Source organism: bacterium, from assembly GCA_030655055.1.
GTDB lineage: Bacteria > Edwardsbacteria > AC1 > AC1 > EtOH8 > UBA5202.
In genome coordinates this window covers 1-16110 of record JAURWH010000072.1, presented here as the reverse complement: position 1 = coordinate 16110, position 16110 = coordinate 1, and the positions used below count along the sequence as shown (strand labels likewise).

11 protein-coding genes are annotated in these 16110 nt (G+C 54.1%); all 11 read right to left on the bottom strand.

Annotated features, from left to right (window positions below; all coding sequences use genetic code 11):
* Nucleotides 1–2828 (bottom strand): M20/M25/M40 family metallo-hydrolase (locus Q7U71_03250; GenBank protein MDO9390772.1); only part of this gene is annotated, 2828 nt, incomplete at its 3' end.
* Between the two features lie 55 nt (nt 2829–2883).
* The gene (locus Q7U71_03245) at nt 2884–4527 is read right to left on the bottom strand and encodes a DUF2817 domain-containing protein (GenBank protein ID MDO9390771.1); all 1644 of its coding nucleotides are present in this window, start codon (nt 4525–4527) and stop codon (nt 2884–2886) included.
* Between the two features lie 72 nt (nt 4528–4599).
* Nucleotides 4600–8097: a C25 family cysteine peptidase gene (locus Q7U71_03240; protein ID MDO9390770.1), complete on the bottom strand. Its 3498-nt coding sequence runs from the start codon at nt 8095–8097 to the stop codon at nt 4600–4602.
* Nucleotides 8098–8353: 256 nt separating this feature from the next.
* On the bottom strand, nt 8354–8860 hold the full coding sequence (gene sixA / locus Q7U71_03235) for a phosphohistidine phosphatase SixA (protein MDO9390769.1): 507 nt from the start codon (nt 8858–8860) through the stop codon (nt 8354–8356).
* A 744-nt stretch (nt 8861–9604) separates the two neighbouring features.
* Nucleotides 9605–10333, bottom strand: coding sequence for a thymidylate kinase (locus Q7U71_03230; GenBank protein MDO9390768.1), 729 nt, complete (start codon nt 10331–10333; stop codon nt 9605–9607).
* Entirely contained in the window at nt 10315–11007 is a 693-nt protein-coding gene (gene tmk / locus Q7U71_03225) for a dTMP kinase (protein ID MDO9390767.1), read from the bottom strand. Before tmk ends, Q7U71_03230 begins: the two co-directional genes overlap by 19 nt.
* On the bottom strand, nt 10997–11929 hold the full coding sequence (locus Q7U71_03220; GenBank protein MDO9390766.1) for a hypothetical protein: 933 nt from the start codon (nt 11927–11929) through the stop codon (nt 10997–10999). Before Q7U71_03220 ends, tmk begins: the two co-directional genes overlap by 11 nt.
* Before the next feature lie 65 nt (nt 11930–11994).
* Entirely contained in the window at nt 11995–12675 is a 681-nt protein-coding gene (locus tag Q7U71_03215) for a hypothetical protein (protein ID MDO9390765.1), read from the bottom strand.
* Nucleotides 12676–12703: 28 nt separating this feature from the next.
* Complete coding sequence (gene tgt, locus Q7U71_03210; protein MDO9390764.1) at nt 12704–13825, bottom strand: tRNA guanosine(34) transglycosylase Tgt; 1122 nt, start codon at nt 13823–13825, stop codon at nt 12704–12706.
* A 449-nt stretch (nt 13826–14274) separates the two neighbouring features.
* Nucleotides 14275–15783, bottom strand: a complete 1509-nt coding sequence (locus Q7U71_03205; GenBank protein MDO9390763.1) for a mechanosensitive ion channel family protein — start codon at nt 15781–15783, stop codon at nt 14275–14277.
* Nucleotides 15784–15885: 102 nt separating this feature from the next.
* Nucleotides 15886–16110: ferritin-like domain-containing protein (locus tag Q7U71_03200; protein MDO9390762.1), on the bottom strand; the 225-nt coding region annotated here is incomplete at its 5' end.

Sequence of the window (16110 nt, the reverse complement as noted above, 5' to 3'; positions counted from 1 at the left end):
TGATAGATGTACACCCCGGCGCTTACCTGGCTATTCTTGCTGTCTAACCTGTCCCATTTGATCACATAGTTCCCAGCCGCTTGGTTCCCGTTGACCAATGTCTTTACCAGCTGACCAGCTATGTTGTAGATGTTAAGACTTACCATCCCGGCCTTCGGCAGTTGGTAACTGATATTCGTTTGGCTGCTGAACGGATTTGGCGAGTTTTGGAACAATCTGACTGACGTTATCATCTCCAAGTTCTCCGGCTTGCCCGTCACTCCCAGCGGTTCCTCCCCGAACTCCGCCATCACCTTCTGAACCGCCGCCTTTACCTGCTCTCTATCCATGAAGTACAGCGGGAACCCGAAGAACACCGTCTTGCCCGAATCCCGCACCGCGCAGGCCCGGCCTTCGTACGGACTGCCGTTGTTCCTCATGTCCATCACGTAGATGGTGTCGGCCCCGGCCAGCGGGGTCAAGGCTTCGATATATCTCATAGTCTTCCCCCACAGGGTTGAGGCCGGGTATTTAAGAGTATCCACCATTATACTAGGATAGCCCCCTAATCCTATGGCAGTCTTAAATGAATCCGTGCTCCCGGATAACTCTGCGCGATCTACCTTGAAATATTCATACATAATATCCCCGGCAGTATAATCGGCGGGATAGGTTACTGTGTTGTGAAGATTTCCTGAAGGTTTCCATCCCGCCAGCCACAGTTTGCCTCCGTTATCAAGGTAGCTTCTCATGTCATTGACCGCTCCCGAGGCCAGCAATCCGGCGTAGTCATCGGCCAGCCAAGCCACCGTGGAATACGGCCCGAAATCCGCCAGGACCGGCTTTTGCAGTGACGAACCATACTCGTATGGTTCGTACTTGTAACCATTAAGGATATAGTTATAGAAGCTGTCCTGCTGGGCATCCCGGGGGAAGCTCCCGGTGGTCCAGTTGTTGGTCTCGTCAACCAGAAGAATGCCTTGATCCAATGTGATCGGACGGCAGTACACCGTGTCGGAGAACGGGCTGTAGTTGCCGTCAGTGTCCCTGGCCTTGACCTTGTAATAATAGCGGCCAGCACCGGATAAGGGCTTGTCCAGAATAAATGTGTCCCCAAGGCTGGTCAGGCTGTCATAGGAACTACCGTCTATCTTCCTATAGACATCGTATCCCGCCAGGTCCAGTTCCAGGTTGGCATTCCAGGCCACTGTGATCCCCGAGTCTACCGGGACTGCCGTCAGGTATTCTGGCGCCCGTGGCAATAACCGCGGCGCACCCGTGACCTCAACGGCGTTCGGGCTGACTCGCCCGGCAGTGTCAATAGCCCAAACAGTTACATAGTAGGTTGTGTCCGTCATCAAGCCGGCTATGTCAAAACTGTCCCCGGCTACGCCCATGGTGTCGGTATACTGCCCGCTGACCCTGCCATAGCAGACCTGGTAGCCGGTAATGTCTGTTTCGTAGCTGGGAGACCAGGTGATTCGCAACCGGTCGCCGACCCCGACATCGTGCGCCGCCACCCCGTCAACCGAGCCGGGGGATATGCCTATCACGGCTATGGTGGCCAGCGAGGCCCTGGCCACCATGGTGAACAGCACCGGGTCCAGGGAAGAATAGACATCGGTGGGCTGGTGATAGTTGGGATTGCCGCCGGCCCAGGCGTTGGGGTATTCCTCGGTGCCGATGGCGGGATATCCCACCTGGCTGAAATATGTATTGTCCGAGATGAAATCGGCCTGTTCATATACGGTCAGGCCGGAGACATAAACCGCCGCTGCTTCCAGATACAGGTCAACCAGCCACTGGCAATAATCGTAGCTGTCGGTGTATCCCACGCAGACGTCGTAACTGCCGTCGTTCATGTATCCGATCATGTCCATGTTCATCACCGCGCCGATCTTGGCATCCTGGCTGTCGGCCTTGAAGGCGTAATGTCCGCTGCCCCACATCCACTCCTCCTCCCCGCTCCAGCAGGCATAGGTGATGGTGTGCTTCCAGGAATACTGCCGGAAGATGCGGGCCGCTTCTATGGTGGCGGCAATGCCCGAGGCGTTGTCATCGGCGCCGGGGGCGGACAGCAGAGGCGATATCTCGCTGTAAGAATCAAAATGCCCGCACAGGATCAGTTCTGTGCCCGGGAGCACGGCACCAGGCTGCTGGGCAATGACATTCCGCTCCATGCCATTCCCCGCCCAGGAGCCGTCCATCGAAAAACTGTCGTAGAAGGCTGCAAAGCCCAGTGAATCAAGCTTTTGTTTCAGCCAGGCCGAAGCTGCGGCGGAACTGTCTGTCATTACGAACCTGGTCTGAAAGGCCTGAAGTCTCTGGATCACAGCACCTATGGAGTCGGAATTGACCTGGTCGACCACCGACTGGACGAACGGGTCGGCCGTGATATTTCGGCGGGCTACCCGCGTCTCCACAATGCTCTGCCAGAACCGGTCAGGCAGGGGCCGGGTATTAAGAGGCCTGGCCTGGTGCTTATAATCCTTTTTGGTTTCCTTGCCATTGGAGTCCGGTTTTATCAAGACCGTCTTTGCATTGCGCCAGACTGGAATTGCTTTCAGTCCCAGAACCTGGTCATAATTTGACACTATCATGAACCTGGTCAGGTCCGGCTGCCGGTCAATGACATTTGGCTGAAAGCCCCTTTGCCTTAGCCAGCCAACCCGGCTTTCCTCCGTTTCCGCGATGGCGGTATTCCCTATCAACTCATAGGTCGGTATCTTAAGCTGATGCCAGGATTTCTTGCTCTCAACCGTCGGAAGTTCCACGGTTATCAGCACCGGAGCCGCCATCCCATAGACTGATGCCAACAGCGACAGAACAAAAGTTAACCAGTATCTCACGGCATGACTCCAAGTTAATAGCTAAAAAGCCGCCTTGTAAAAAGGCGGCATTTTTTCAATTGATCTTAACCAGTTTTCCCGTTAACCTCTGTTCTCCGGCAGACAAAGAATAGTAATATATGCCTTCAGCAGATTTTCGCCCTGTCTCATCTGCTCCGTCCCAGATGATATCGTAAGTTCCGGGGTCCAGGGTGCGGTTAAATATTATCCGGACCAGCTGCCCGGCGGCATTGTATATTTTAAGATTGCAGTTTGACGGCTGGGACAACTGAAAGGCAATGGTGACAGCACTGCGTAGAGGGTTGGGGTATGTCTTTAGGAGTGTTATCCGCTGGCACACTATCTCGCAGGGATTGCCGGTCACCCCCACAGGATCTTTGGCCAGGGCCACATCCAGGCTGGTCAGGCTGTCGTAATTCACCCGGACATCGCTGATGGTCTTGGGGAAATATCCCTCTTTGGAATATGTCAGGTCATAGTTGCCCGAAAGCAGCATCCGGTGGTAGTCTCCGATGGAATCGGTATAGACCGGCTTGTCTATCCCCGCAACCTCCACCTGGGCAAAGTCCAGGGGCAGGCCGGTGGCGGAATCGGTGACCAGGCCCTGGATGCCCAACCCGGCCTGACGGATGAAGAACAGCATGCCGCCCCGGTTGTCGGACCAGAAGGCCGGCAACTGGCTGGCCGCCGGCCATTTGGTGCCTATTTCCATCGTGATATCCAAACAGGACGTAGCATTATACGACCAGTCCTGCAGTGAGCCATAAACATAATACCAATCCCATCCGTTGGTCACTCCGCTGTCAAAAACAGTGCTGGCGTACATCGGAGGGTTCAGCCGCGAATATCCCAGCGAAACTTCCTTGGCTAGAGCATCATCGGGACAACGGACGACAGTATAATCCCAAGGATAATTGGCAACCAAGGCTCCCCCGTGATAATTTAACGACAACACCGCTCGTTTACCTGACCAAAAGTCGATGAATCGTTGCGTTTCAATCTCGTTACTATAAGTATCATCCTCGCCGATTGAGCCATCTGGCACTGGGAAATTACGGTTTAAGTCTACCCAGTTGGCGTTTTCACGTCGATTCAATTCATAACCGTCCGGATTCAAGGAAGGCATAAACCATATCTCTCTGGAGTCTACCATATTTGCAATGGCGGAAACAGAATCATACACTTTTGTCAAAGAATCTATCATCGCCAAGCAAAGCTCTCTGCCCACCGTTTCATCGCCATGAATGTTGGCGGCCAATCGGACCTCTGCTTCGTTCTCATTGGAATCAGGATTGTCGGTTATTAAAAAGGCCCACAAATCCCTGTTTTGCACCGATTTCCCTATGGATATCATCTTAGTAATCGCTGGATAAATAGTATGGATGGAGTCCAAAAAACTGGTCATTTGAGTATAATTGTGATATTGAGATGCAATCTCGGGATCAACCTTTTCAATAGTTCGGGGTTCCACCTTCCAGCCCAAAGTTGTCAACTCGTCATACTTGGCCTTGGTGACCCGGGCTTCAATATAACCATCCCTGAGTTCCTCTATGCCCACTCCCAATTTCTGAAACTTGTAGACATCATCATGAGAGGAAATGTGGATCTTCACCGGGATCGAACTGCCGGCCTGGGCCCAAAGAGCAACCGGAGCCAGCAGCAACAATAAGACCGGAATAAACAACAATTTATTTTTCATGTCTGCCTTTCTCTTAAAGTCAACGGGCGTTTTCTCTTAATTAGAAAACGCCCGTATTTCATTCAGGTTGGTTTATTTTATTACCACTAATTTCTTGGTAGCCGAATAACCTCCGGCATTAAGCTGGTAAAAATAGATTCCGGCTGACACCTTTTTATCATTCTGGTCCCTGCCGTTCCAAAAGACGCTCTGGTTTCCTGGGCCCTGGACCCCCATTTGAATGGTCCTGACCATCTGGCCGGCAATATTATAGACCCTGAGTTCTGTGGTTATTTTTTTCGGCAACTGGTATTTGATAAGCGATCCGCCGGAGCTGGGATTGGGATAGGCCAAACCCAGCATTATTGAGGACGGCAGTACGGGATCGGTCTGGGTGCCGGAAACGCCGGTGGTCTCCTGGACCCTGATGTCGTCCACATACCATCCGGAATAGGTATAGGAAATGTCGGAAGTGAAGTGGAACCTTATTTTAACGACAGTACCCACGGCCAGGGAGGAAAGGTCGTAGGTTTGTTTTTCCCAGGCCGGCTGGTTGCCGTCGAATGAACCCAGGCTTATCCAGTTGGTTCCGCTGTTTGTGCTGTATTCCACATTGCAGAAATCGTAGGTCAACTCGGTATAGTATTTATGCCAGAAGCTGAGCTCACTATTGGGACCCAGTATGATGTCCGGAGTGATCAACGAGGCCTCGAGCAGGTTGCCATATTGCCCTGTAGCGGGATCACCACACCACCAGCTATGGCCGGGGCTGTAAGAACTGGTGTCGGTGACATGCCACTGTGATTGTACCGAATATTTTGCCGTGATCCCTGTATCCTCGACATTGTCAAAGAATCCCGAGTTTCCTATCGCAATTTTAAAACTGTCAGTTTTGGCATAAGCGCCGCTTAGGGCGCCGATGTTCAGCCTTACCCAGACAAAGTAGGGTGAAACCGGGGGAGCGCCCACAGTCAGGCAATAGGCCGGAACCGGCGATCCGCTGTCGTTGATCGCTATGTCACCAAAGGCGGCGCTGTTCCCGGTTATGGTCAGGTAGGGATCTGAACTGCTTAAAATGGCTGTGGTTCCGGTGGCGATCTGGCCTCCCATGTTCTTGATGATCACCCGGAGGCTGTCGCTTTCTCCGGCTTCCAAGATGTTATTGTTGTTGCCGCCGGGAGCCGGATCATTTACTGAATATGAACTGTGGCTAAGGTTGGGGGCAGCCACTATAAGTTCAAAAGGAGCTTGCCGGACCGAATCAGCGTCTTGGCACAACACGATGAAAGGCAGCACCGTTTTGTTGGTACAACCTGCCGCTACGCTGACACTAAAGCCATAATAAACGGAATCTCCGGCTGATACGGCCGAAAAAGAATGGGTGGAATCGTTAACCGTTATTGCCGGACTTCCGGCCCGCAAGGTGCAGGCCACAGCCCCTGAGGCCAATAATCCGTAGTTTTTGATCCAAATATTCAGTAAGGTTGTTTCGCCGGGGTTCAGCATCCCGTCGTTGTTGCCGGATGCATCATCAACCGCATTTTTCAAATAAGACACATAGGAATTGGCAGAGTAAGCCTGGATTCTGCCCTGGAATGGAACCCGGTTATGAGCGGTAACGGTTACGGCCAGGCTGTCGGGTAAACCCGGGTTTATATCAAGCACCGCATTGCCCGAAGCATCGGTATATCCGGAGGCCAGCAGGGTTTTGGATGAAGGCTGGTAAATGGCCACCAAGGCATCTGTTAAAGGACCACCGTCATTTACATTTATGGCGACTTGGCTGGGACCTGTGGGAACTGTATCCGGCTTAGTAACTGTTAAAACCGACGGCTGCTGGGTGTAAAGATCCACTCCGGCATTGCCCAGGATGTTGTATTGCTCAAAATAACGGGTGACCGTGACGCTGACCGCCTGGTCCCAGCCGTAATAGCGGCCCAGGTCCAACTTGGCCTTGACCGTCATCCCGCCGATCAGGGTGTAGCCGCTGTCCAGAAAGGCGTCGAACATCCGGCGCTGCAGGATATCATCTTCGTCCCAGTAGGACAAAACTGACGAGCCCCAATAGGCAATGGCGCCCTTGTCGGCGGTCCGGATCCAGGTCTCCCCAAAACACTCGGAAGAATTGAAAGCCCCGGTCAGACAGGCAAAGCTGGTGACGAAGGTGGATCTATAGGCATTGGTCAAAGCATTGACATCTGACTGGTAAAAATAAGGCCCGGCCCAATAGGTCACATCGCCATGCCCGGTATAGGCCATCACCGTCCGTCCATCGTTGAAGGCCGTGGCCACCGGGGTGCCGGTGCCGTAATAGGCATAAAGGGAATCGCAGACCATGCCGTGGGCCCTGGCCAGAGCCATGCAATAATTGTCGGTCGAGTCCGTCACCACATGCATGGGATCGTTGGTGGATGTAAAATAGGCTTTGGACATCCAGTCCTGGCTTGCCCCCCAGCTGCCCTGCTGGTAGTTGAGATACTTGGCCAGATAATACCCCAGCTGGGTGCTGTTGGCCACCGAGATCCGGCTGGCATAAAGGTCGGGAATGATGTCGCTGCCGGCCATGGTGGAGTAATAAAGATCGGTATAGGGGTTGTCCTGCTCTGTACTTTGATGGGCCGGAATGCCGTTGACGTCGCCCACCAAAAGGACCAGGTCCGGCGGGTTGGCCCCGTCATAGGCCGACTGGATGTACTGCCGGATATGGGTGGTATCCGCCCCGCCGGGGATCTCCGAGGTTTTGGTGACCGTTACGGAATAACCCTTGCGGCTGTCCCAGTCTACCAACGGCTGGATGCCGGTGTAGAAAGAATCAACTACTATAATAAGTTGATTGACCGGCGCCGGAAGAAGGGCTTTGGCAGTCTTGCTTACAGCCAGTTCATTGATGGTGATGCCCGCCACATGACGGTCGTATAGTTTGGAGGAATATTTCTGGTGAATGCTGTTGGTGCGGGCCTGGTCCGATCCGGAAAGATTTACAGTTACTTTGACCTTGGTGGCTATTCTCAGCATTCCGGTCACCGGGTTATAGGCTACCGGCCAGAAACTGGCCAGTACCGCCCTCTTGGCCCGCATGCTTACCGGCTGGGAAAGCTTTACTGTGGTCTGTCCAAAGAATTTGTCCTTGGAATAAATATTCTCGTCCATGGCAAACGGTATCTTATCGGCGGCCCCTTCGATCTTGGGCACCGGGTACTGCACCGGGACGATCTTCTGCTCAATTCCCAGTTCCTTAAGACTGATCTCCCTGCTTTCCAGTATCTGGAATTCCGCCGTGGCCGTGGCGCCCTGGGGAATCTCCAGCCATTCGGATATCACCGGAAGTTTGGGCTGTCCTACGGCGGTATTGTAGCCCTGCCCGGGAATGGTCAGCAGATTAAAATCCCAGCCCTTGGTGCTGGCGGAGCTTTTTTCAAAACCGGGAACATTGATCTCAAAAACGATCTGGTTGTTGCCGCTTTGCAGCAGACTGACCGTCTTTTGGGCCGACCCGGCCTGGGAAAGGGACAGCCATTGGGCGTTGGCGGACCCTGATATGGCTAATATCATCAAGCCGATTAAAGCCATTTTTATGCCAAGGTGTTTCATGTTTTTCTCCGTATTGTATATTGAAGAATATTACTGCAAGAATAGTGCCGGATCTCTTCGTTTTACCCTGTTGACCAAAAGCTGCAAGGTCTTTAAATCCAACGGACTATAAATGGGATTATATGTTAGATAACTTTAAATGCCTTTTGGTTTCTGGGAAATGATGCATATTTTACACAATATGCAATATTTATCTCTAATTAATTAGTGTAACTCAATTTAGGGGCATTGTCAAGGGCTAGGTGGTATATCTATATTAACTAACCATCATCCCCATTTGTTTGCTGGTCAACAGCCAATGAAGCTCGGCACAGCGCCCGTACTTCAGCTCCCCTACTTCCAGCTTGCACACGGCCCCTTTCTTGAATTCTAGCTGGGGGCTGTGACTGCCGGAGATCAAGTAGGCGATCAGTCCGCTTAAAAAGGGCTCGTGCCCGGTCAACAGCACGCTTTTGTTCTTTAGATCATTCTGGTTTATCTCGGCTATCAGCTTTCTGGGATCCCGGCCGGGTTCCATGTTCTCGGTTATCTGCAGGATGTCCAGGCAATCCATCTGCCGGCAGACTATCTCGGCGGTCTGCCGGGCCCGGAGGTACGGGCTGGCAAAGGCCAGATCAAAGGACAGACCCAGGGCCTTCATTCCCAGCGCCGCCTGGAGCATCTTGCGTTTTCCCTCGGCGGTCAGCGGCCTCTGGCTGTCGTCGGGGTAGCGGGGATCCCCGAACTCCCCGGCCAGCCCGTGCCTTAGTATGTATAGTTCCATGAATATTTTGACGGTATTTCTTCTGCCCACGAAAAACACTAAAAACACTACCAACCTTATTAAATATTTAGTGCCTTTAGTGGGCAACCTTATGGTTTGGGTATCGCTATTCTTCCTGGCCGTTCAGCTCCACGTATCTTAAGATATAAAGTTCCATGGACATTTTTTGACAGGATTTACATGATTTTTTAAACCAGGATTTACTCTGCCCACGAAAAACACTAAAACACTACCAACCTTATTAAATGTTTAGTGCCTTTTAGTGGGCAACCTTATGGTTTGGGTATCTCTATTCTTCCCGGCCGTTCAGCTCCACGTATCTTAAGATATAAAGCTCCATGAATATTTTTGACAGGATTTACATGATTTTATATTTCCACCCACGAAACACACGAAACGGCACGAAAATTATTAAGTGATTATCCGATCAACTCAGAAGACATGTAAAACAATAGGTGCCAACCCCGGTTGTCGCGTTAAATACTATCAGTGAGCATCGCAGTTGATGGCGGAAAAAGCTTGTCTGCATGTTTGAGGGCTTGGCCAAAGCCCGAGTTCAGACAAGCCCGTCAGCAACGAGAAGCGCAGCGCGGGCCCGCTGAAGCTTTAGCGTAAGCGTGGCCCGGATAGTATTTTGCGACGAGCTTTTTTCTTTTTGGTCCTTTTTCTTAGTTGGCGGTACAAAAAAGAAAAAGGACATACCATGTTAAATCTTCGGGTAAGTAAACCCCCGGTCATCTTCTTCTACTCTTCCTGGCCATTCAGCTCCAGCGGGCTTAATATGAACCTGACCTTGGAGATCAGGTCCTGGGAGATGGTGTTCGGCGCCCTTCCGGCATTGACGGACTCGAACCCGTAATGCTCCTGCATCTCGCCAAAGATGTTTTGGATCTTCCGGTGGTATTTAATGAAGCATTCGTAGCGGTCGCCGCTGCGCTGGATGTCCATGCCGGATTCCCAGTAGTCCAGCCCGCCCTTGTTCTTGAAATTACGCTCGGCCAGAAGCTCGGGGCCGGCCTTCAGGTAAAAGACCGCGTCCGGGACCAGGGCTATGCCGTAAACCTCGCGCACCCAGGCCGGGTCCACCCCCCGGGCGATGTCCCGGGCCATCAGGGTGTAGATGTAGCGGTCGGCCAGCACGATGAAATCCGATTTCAGGGCCGGGATGATGGTCTTCTCTAGCTGGTCGGCAAAGTCTGTGGCGTAGAACAGCGACAGGGTGATGGGGCTGAGAGTATTGCCCTGCATGGCCTCCTCCAGCTCGGCCCCCACCAGCTTCGAACGCTTCAAACCCACCCTGGTGGTGGCGTAGCCCAGCCGCTCCAGCCAGTCGCTTAAAAGATTTATCTGGGTGGTGCGCCCGGAGCCGTCGGCCCCTTCTATCACGATCAGCTTGCCGGTGAGCGTTCCCGGATCGACGTTGGGAAGCCCCTGGCCATAGAACTTCTTGGGGGTCAGCGCGATGTTTTCCATTTGTACCTCTCCAGCTCTATCCGTTCCTGAATGTGGCCCCGCACCTCTTTCTGCAGCTGGTCGGGCGGGCGGCCCACGTCTATCTTGATGAATCCGAACTCCTCCGTCATCCGCAAATATTCCTCCCGCATCTTTCCCTGAAAGGTCTTGAAGCTCTGGAGGATGTCGGGCGAATATCCCATGTCCATCCCGGCCTCGTAGTGCTTAAGTTTGGCCCGCCCCGACATGATCCGGGACAGCGCCATTTCCAGCGGCACGTCAAAGAAGAAGGTGACGTGGGGGTGGACCGCGTAGCTGTAGAGGCTTTTCACCCAGTCCCGGTCGCAGCCCCGCACCGCGTCCCGGGCGAAAGCGGTGAAGATGTAGCGGTCGGCCAGCACGATGTAACCGGCGTGGAGCAGCGGCAGGATCTGGCGCTCGTAGCGGTCGGCGAAATCGGTGCAGTGGATCAGGGCAAAGGTGGTGGGTGTCAAGAGCTGCTCCCGCTTGCCATTCTTCACCGACTGTCTCAAGAGCGGCGAGGAGTTCCACTCGGTGAAAAAGACCTTGTAGCCCTCCAGCTCCAGCCAGCGCTTGACAAGGTGGATCTGGGTGGACTTGCCCGAGCCGTCCAGGCCTTCCACCGCGATCAGCTTGCCCGGCAGTTCCTGCCCTTCAATGAATTTAGCCGTCATTGCTGTTTCCTGTTTTTAAAGATTGTGCTATTGCCATGAGCAAACCCTCTTTCAAACCCACCCGGGGAACTTGTATCTCGTCCAGTTTGATGTTTCCCAGCAGGACCAAGATCAGCAGGGCCGCCGGCAGGGCCACGTCCGCCCGGTCCGGCTTCAGGTTGAATCGGTCCATCCTCTGTTTCAGGTCCAATGGGATCAGAGAATCCACGATCCTTTCCAGGCTGCCACGATGCAGGAGGTTTTTTTTGCCGGACCCCGTGATCTGGACCGCCAGGTCTGCCAGAAGTTCCAGGCTTCCCCCGGTGCCGATCAGAATATCCATTTGATGCTGTTTCCGGGCTTCATCCAGGCAGACCAGTGCAGGTCCGGCCAGTTTTGTGGTATCGGACAGCGCCTGGTCCTTGTCCGTTGTTTTGACATTTTGCAAAAGCCTTATGGCCCCGAGTTCAAAGCTTTGAGAAGAGACCAGTGCTCCGTCAATTACAGTGTTCAGCTCCAGGCTGCCCCCGCCCAGCTCCAGGTGAAGAGCGTTCCTTCCTGTCAGGTCTATTTTTTGGGAGAGAGCGTTCAGTACCAATTCAGCCTCGGTCTGCGGCGATATTATCTCCACTTTCAGGCCGGTTTCCGTTTCGATTGTTTTCAGGACCTCAACGCAATTGGAGGCCCGGCGCATGGCTTCGGTGGCCACGGCCCTGACGGGCTGGGCTGCCTGGGAATTTATGATCACTTGGTATTTTTTAAGTGCCGCCAGCGTAGCTTCGATGGTTTCCCGGCCGACCCGGCCCGTAGTGAAGACATCCGTTCCCAGCCGCACCGGTTCCCGGTAGTGCTTAAGGTTTTGCAGAAGCCCGGCGGCGGAGACTTCCGCCACCGCCATCCTGATGGCGTTGGAGCCTATGTCTATGGCCGCGATCTTGGGCATTTCACTTTCGGCGAGTTGTTTTAAATGATCAGTTAATCATGTAAATCCTGTCAACCCACGTTGGATCAGGCCGTCTTTTTGTTTTTGAATTTGTACTTGGCCATCAGCCAGCCCAGCACCGCTCCCATCATCAGACAAAGAAACGCCAGTACCATGGCCACGGTCTTGATGAACGACTTTGGCCCCAGGAATTCAAAGGGCTGCTGGTTGTAGCCTTTTTCCTGGATCTGGATGGAGATATTGGCCGACTTTCCCTGGCCCTCCCCCTTGATCCGGTTGATCTCGTATTCCAGGCTCTGCACCTGCTGGCTGATCAGCGCCACCACATCGGGATCGGGGCTGGCCGAGGTCAGCACCTTGGTGAGGTATCTTTGAAAGGCCTTCAGCTTCTTCTCCTTGGCTGGCAGGTCCAGCTCGTCCTGGTTCTCGTAATAGGACTGGGACTGAACCGAGCCCCAGGAGGCTACTAGGTTGATGAACGCCACCGCCTGGGTTTTGTCCACCAGGCAATTGGCGCTTATGGCCCGCTTGTTGTTGGAGCTGTTCTTGTAGTCGCTGTAGCTTTTGAATGTGAGTTTAAGCTCGGTGGCCGCTTTTTGCAGTTCCTTCTGGGCGTTATCTATGTTCCTGGTCTCTATGGTGATGTTGCCGCTTCCGGGCGAGGCCTGGACCAGGCTCTTGGGGAACAGGTTGGTCGATAAGATCAGCAGGCAGAAAATTATTCCGGGAATTGATATCCGGCGCATGGCATTTCCCTCCTGTTTGGTTTATTGTCTAACTAAGGGGTTCCGTTTGTTTTTGGTACTTATCCATGAATTCTTTTCTCCACTGGTCGAATCCATCTTGTTCAATGGCCAGGCGCATCCCCTCCATCATTCTCAGATAGAACCTCAGATTATGCATGGTGCCCAAAGTGGAGGCCAGTATCTCGTCTGACATGTACAGGTGGCGCAGATAGGCCCGGGAAAAGTTCTGGCAGAGGTAGCAGTCGCATTCTGAGTCCACCGGGGAAAAGTCGTCAAAATGTTTGGCGTTGCGCATGGCCAGCCGGCCAGTGGAGGTGAACAGCGAGCCGTTGCGGGCGTTGCGGGTGGGCATCACGCAGTCGAACATGTCCACCCCCAGCGACACCCCCTGAATGATGTCCTCGGGAAAGCCCACCCCCATCATGTAACGGGGTTTTTCCTCCGGCAGCACGGTATTGGCGGTCTGGATGGCCTCCCAGGTCTGCTCCTTGGGCTCGCCGATGGCCAGCCCGCCGATGGCGTAGCCTTCAAAGCCTATCTCCACCAGTTCTTCCGCGCTTCGCCTGCGCAGTTCCGGATAGGTCCCGCCCTGGACGATGCCGAACAAGGCCTGGCCGGAATTGAGCGCCAGGAACTCGTCGCGGCAGCGCCGGGCCCAGCGGGTGGTGCGGCCGGTGGAGCGCTCGGCATATTCCAGAGTGGCGGGATAGGGAATGCACTCGTCAAAGCACATGATGATGTCCGCCCCCAGATCGGCCTCCAGCCGCATCACGCTTTCCGGGGTGAACAGGTGAGACGAGCCGTCGATGTGCGACTGGAAGCTTACCCCCTCTTCCTTGATGTTGCGGAGCTCGGCCAGGCTGAACACCTGAAAGCCGCCGGAGTCGGTGAGGATGGGGCGGTCCCAGCCCATGAAGCCGTGCAGGCCGCCGGCCTTCTTCACCAGTTCCTGGCCCGGCCGCAGGTAAAGGTGATAGGCGTTTCCCAGAATGATCTGGGACCCGATATCTTTCAGATGCCGGGGGGTCAGGGATTTGACCGTGCCCTGGGTGCCCACCGGCATGAAGGCCGGGGTCTGGATCTGGCCGTGGGCGGTGTTGATGGTGCCCCGCCGGGCCGCGCCTGACTTATTTAGTAATTTGAAGTCGATATCCGCAGTCCTTTATTAAATGAACCGTGAAATTAGAAAATGCTTATCTAACTAGCTCCGGAAAAGTAAAAAGAATATAGCAGGTTTTGTAAAAAAGCAGATTCAACTCGATTACGTTCTTTTCTTTTTGTGCCGCCAACAAGAAAAGAACCAAAAGAAAAAGCTCGTCGCTAAAAACTCTCCGGGCCACGCTTACGCTAAAGCTTCAGCGGGCCCGCGCTGCGCTTCTCGCTGATGGCGGGCTTGTCTGAACTCGGGCTTTGGCCAAGCCCTCAAACATGCAGACAAGCTTTTAACCGCCGTCAACTACGATGCTCACTGATCGTTTTAACGCGACATACCTGGGTTGGCACCTGTTGTCCTCCATATCTCCTGAGAGGATTGGATGATCATTAATTAGAATATATCCCTGGTTTTCGTGTTTTTCGTGGGCAAGGAAATGTCTCGTATTACATGGCGAAGAAATTCCGGATCTTTTTCAAAATGCTGGCCGAACTGGCGGCCCTGCGCTCCTCCTCGGAGATGGCCCGGGACTTGGCGATCCGCTCCAGGTTCTCCTTCTGCCGCTGCTCGATCATCTTGGAAAGCGATTCGGCTATCTTGGGGTTGGCCGTCAGTATCGGACTGATGTCCTTCTTCTCCACCGCCAGCACCTCCACGTCCCCGATGGCCCGGATCGAGGCGCTGCGCTTTTCCCCGGTCAGCAGCGACATCTCGCCGAAGAACTTGCCCGTTTCCAGTTCTGCCACCCTGGTCTGGCGGCCTTCGGGATCGGCCACCAGCACCTCCACCTTTCCCTGCTTGATGATGTAAAATGACTCGCCCTCGTCGCCCTGACGCACCAGATGCTCGCCGGCCGCAAAGGTCTTGGCCTGGAGGCTGGCGGCCAGCCTTTTCAGGTCCTTCTCGGGAATGGCGGCGAAGAGAGGCACCTGCTTGAGATAAAGGCCGGCCTGCTGCTCTTCCGCCCGGCGCTGTTCCTCCGGCTCCCTGACCGAGGCCGGGGTCACCCGGACGTCGCTGATGGGATAGGGAAATTCAATGCCGTTGCGCTTGAAATGGTACCAGATCCGGCTCATCACGTCGTCCTCGATCTCGTACAGGTCTCCGAAATCGTCGATCCAGAACTTGACCCGGTAGTTGATGGTATAGTCGTCATACTCCTTCAGCCAGACCCGGGGCTGGGGATCCTTGATCACCCCGTGGGCTTCGGTCATGGCCCCGGAGATCACCTTCTTGATCAGGCTGGGAGCGGCGGTATAGGGCACCCCGATCACCAGTTCCCGGGCGTGGATGGGGGTGGGATGGCTGTAATTGATGATCTCGTTCTTGGCGATGGAGGCGTTGGGGATGATCACGTAATCGTCGGTGAAGGTCTTAAGCCGGGTGGCCCGCCAGGTCATGTTCTCCACCTGCCCCTCCTGGTTGTTGATCATCACCCAGTCCCCGATGGCAAATGGCCGTTCCAGGTTCAGGGCTATCCCGGCGAACAGGTTTCCCAGCACGTCCTGCATGGCTATGCCCAGGATGAAGGTCAAGGCGGCCGAAGTGGCGAACAGCGGCCCCAGGTTGACCCCCAGGTTCACCTTGAGGATGATGAAGAACACCAGTACCGCCAGCATCCAGCGCATGATGTCCCGCAGCAGCTGCGGCACCTGGGCCTTTTTGCTGTTGGAAAGCAACAGGTCAAAACCCAGGTACTCGAACATCTTGATGGCCAGGTAAAATCCCAAAAAGACCCCGATGGAAAGCACCAGGGTGTTGGTCTGGGTTTTTAAGGGAATGTGACCCCAATGCAGAAAGAGCCGGAAGGCCACGTACAGCCCGCTGATGTTCAGCACCAGACCCAGACTCTTGAAGAACTTCCAGCGGCTTAAGCCCCTCAGAAACAGCCACAAGACTGCGAAGGCCAGGAACAGTCCGAAGCCCAGAAGAATTAAGTTGGTTGTTATCTGCATTGGGTTCTCCTTGTATTCAAGATGAGGTGCATTTGTAAGTTTGGTTTTTCCGACCTAACCCCCGTCCCCTTCCCGATGCGGGAAGGGGTGTAGGGGTTGGGTTTATTCCCGTTTGCCCAGCTGGCGGTCCAGCATGAACAGCGAGCCTTTGGAATCCCCCAGCATCTTTATCTGGTTCACTATCTCCAGGGTCTGGGCCTCTTCCTCCACCTGCTCGTCCACAAACCACTTGCACATGCTGGCCGTGGCGTGGTCGCCTTCTTTTGTGGCCAGGTTGACGATGTCATAGATCATGGCCGTCACCTTCTGCTCGTGCTTGTAGGCGTC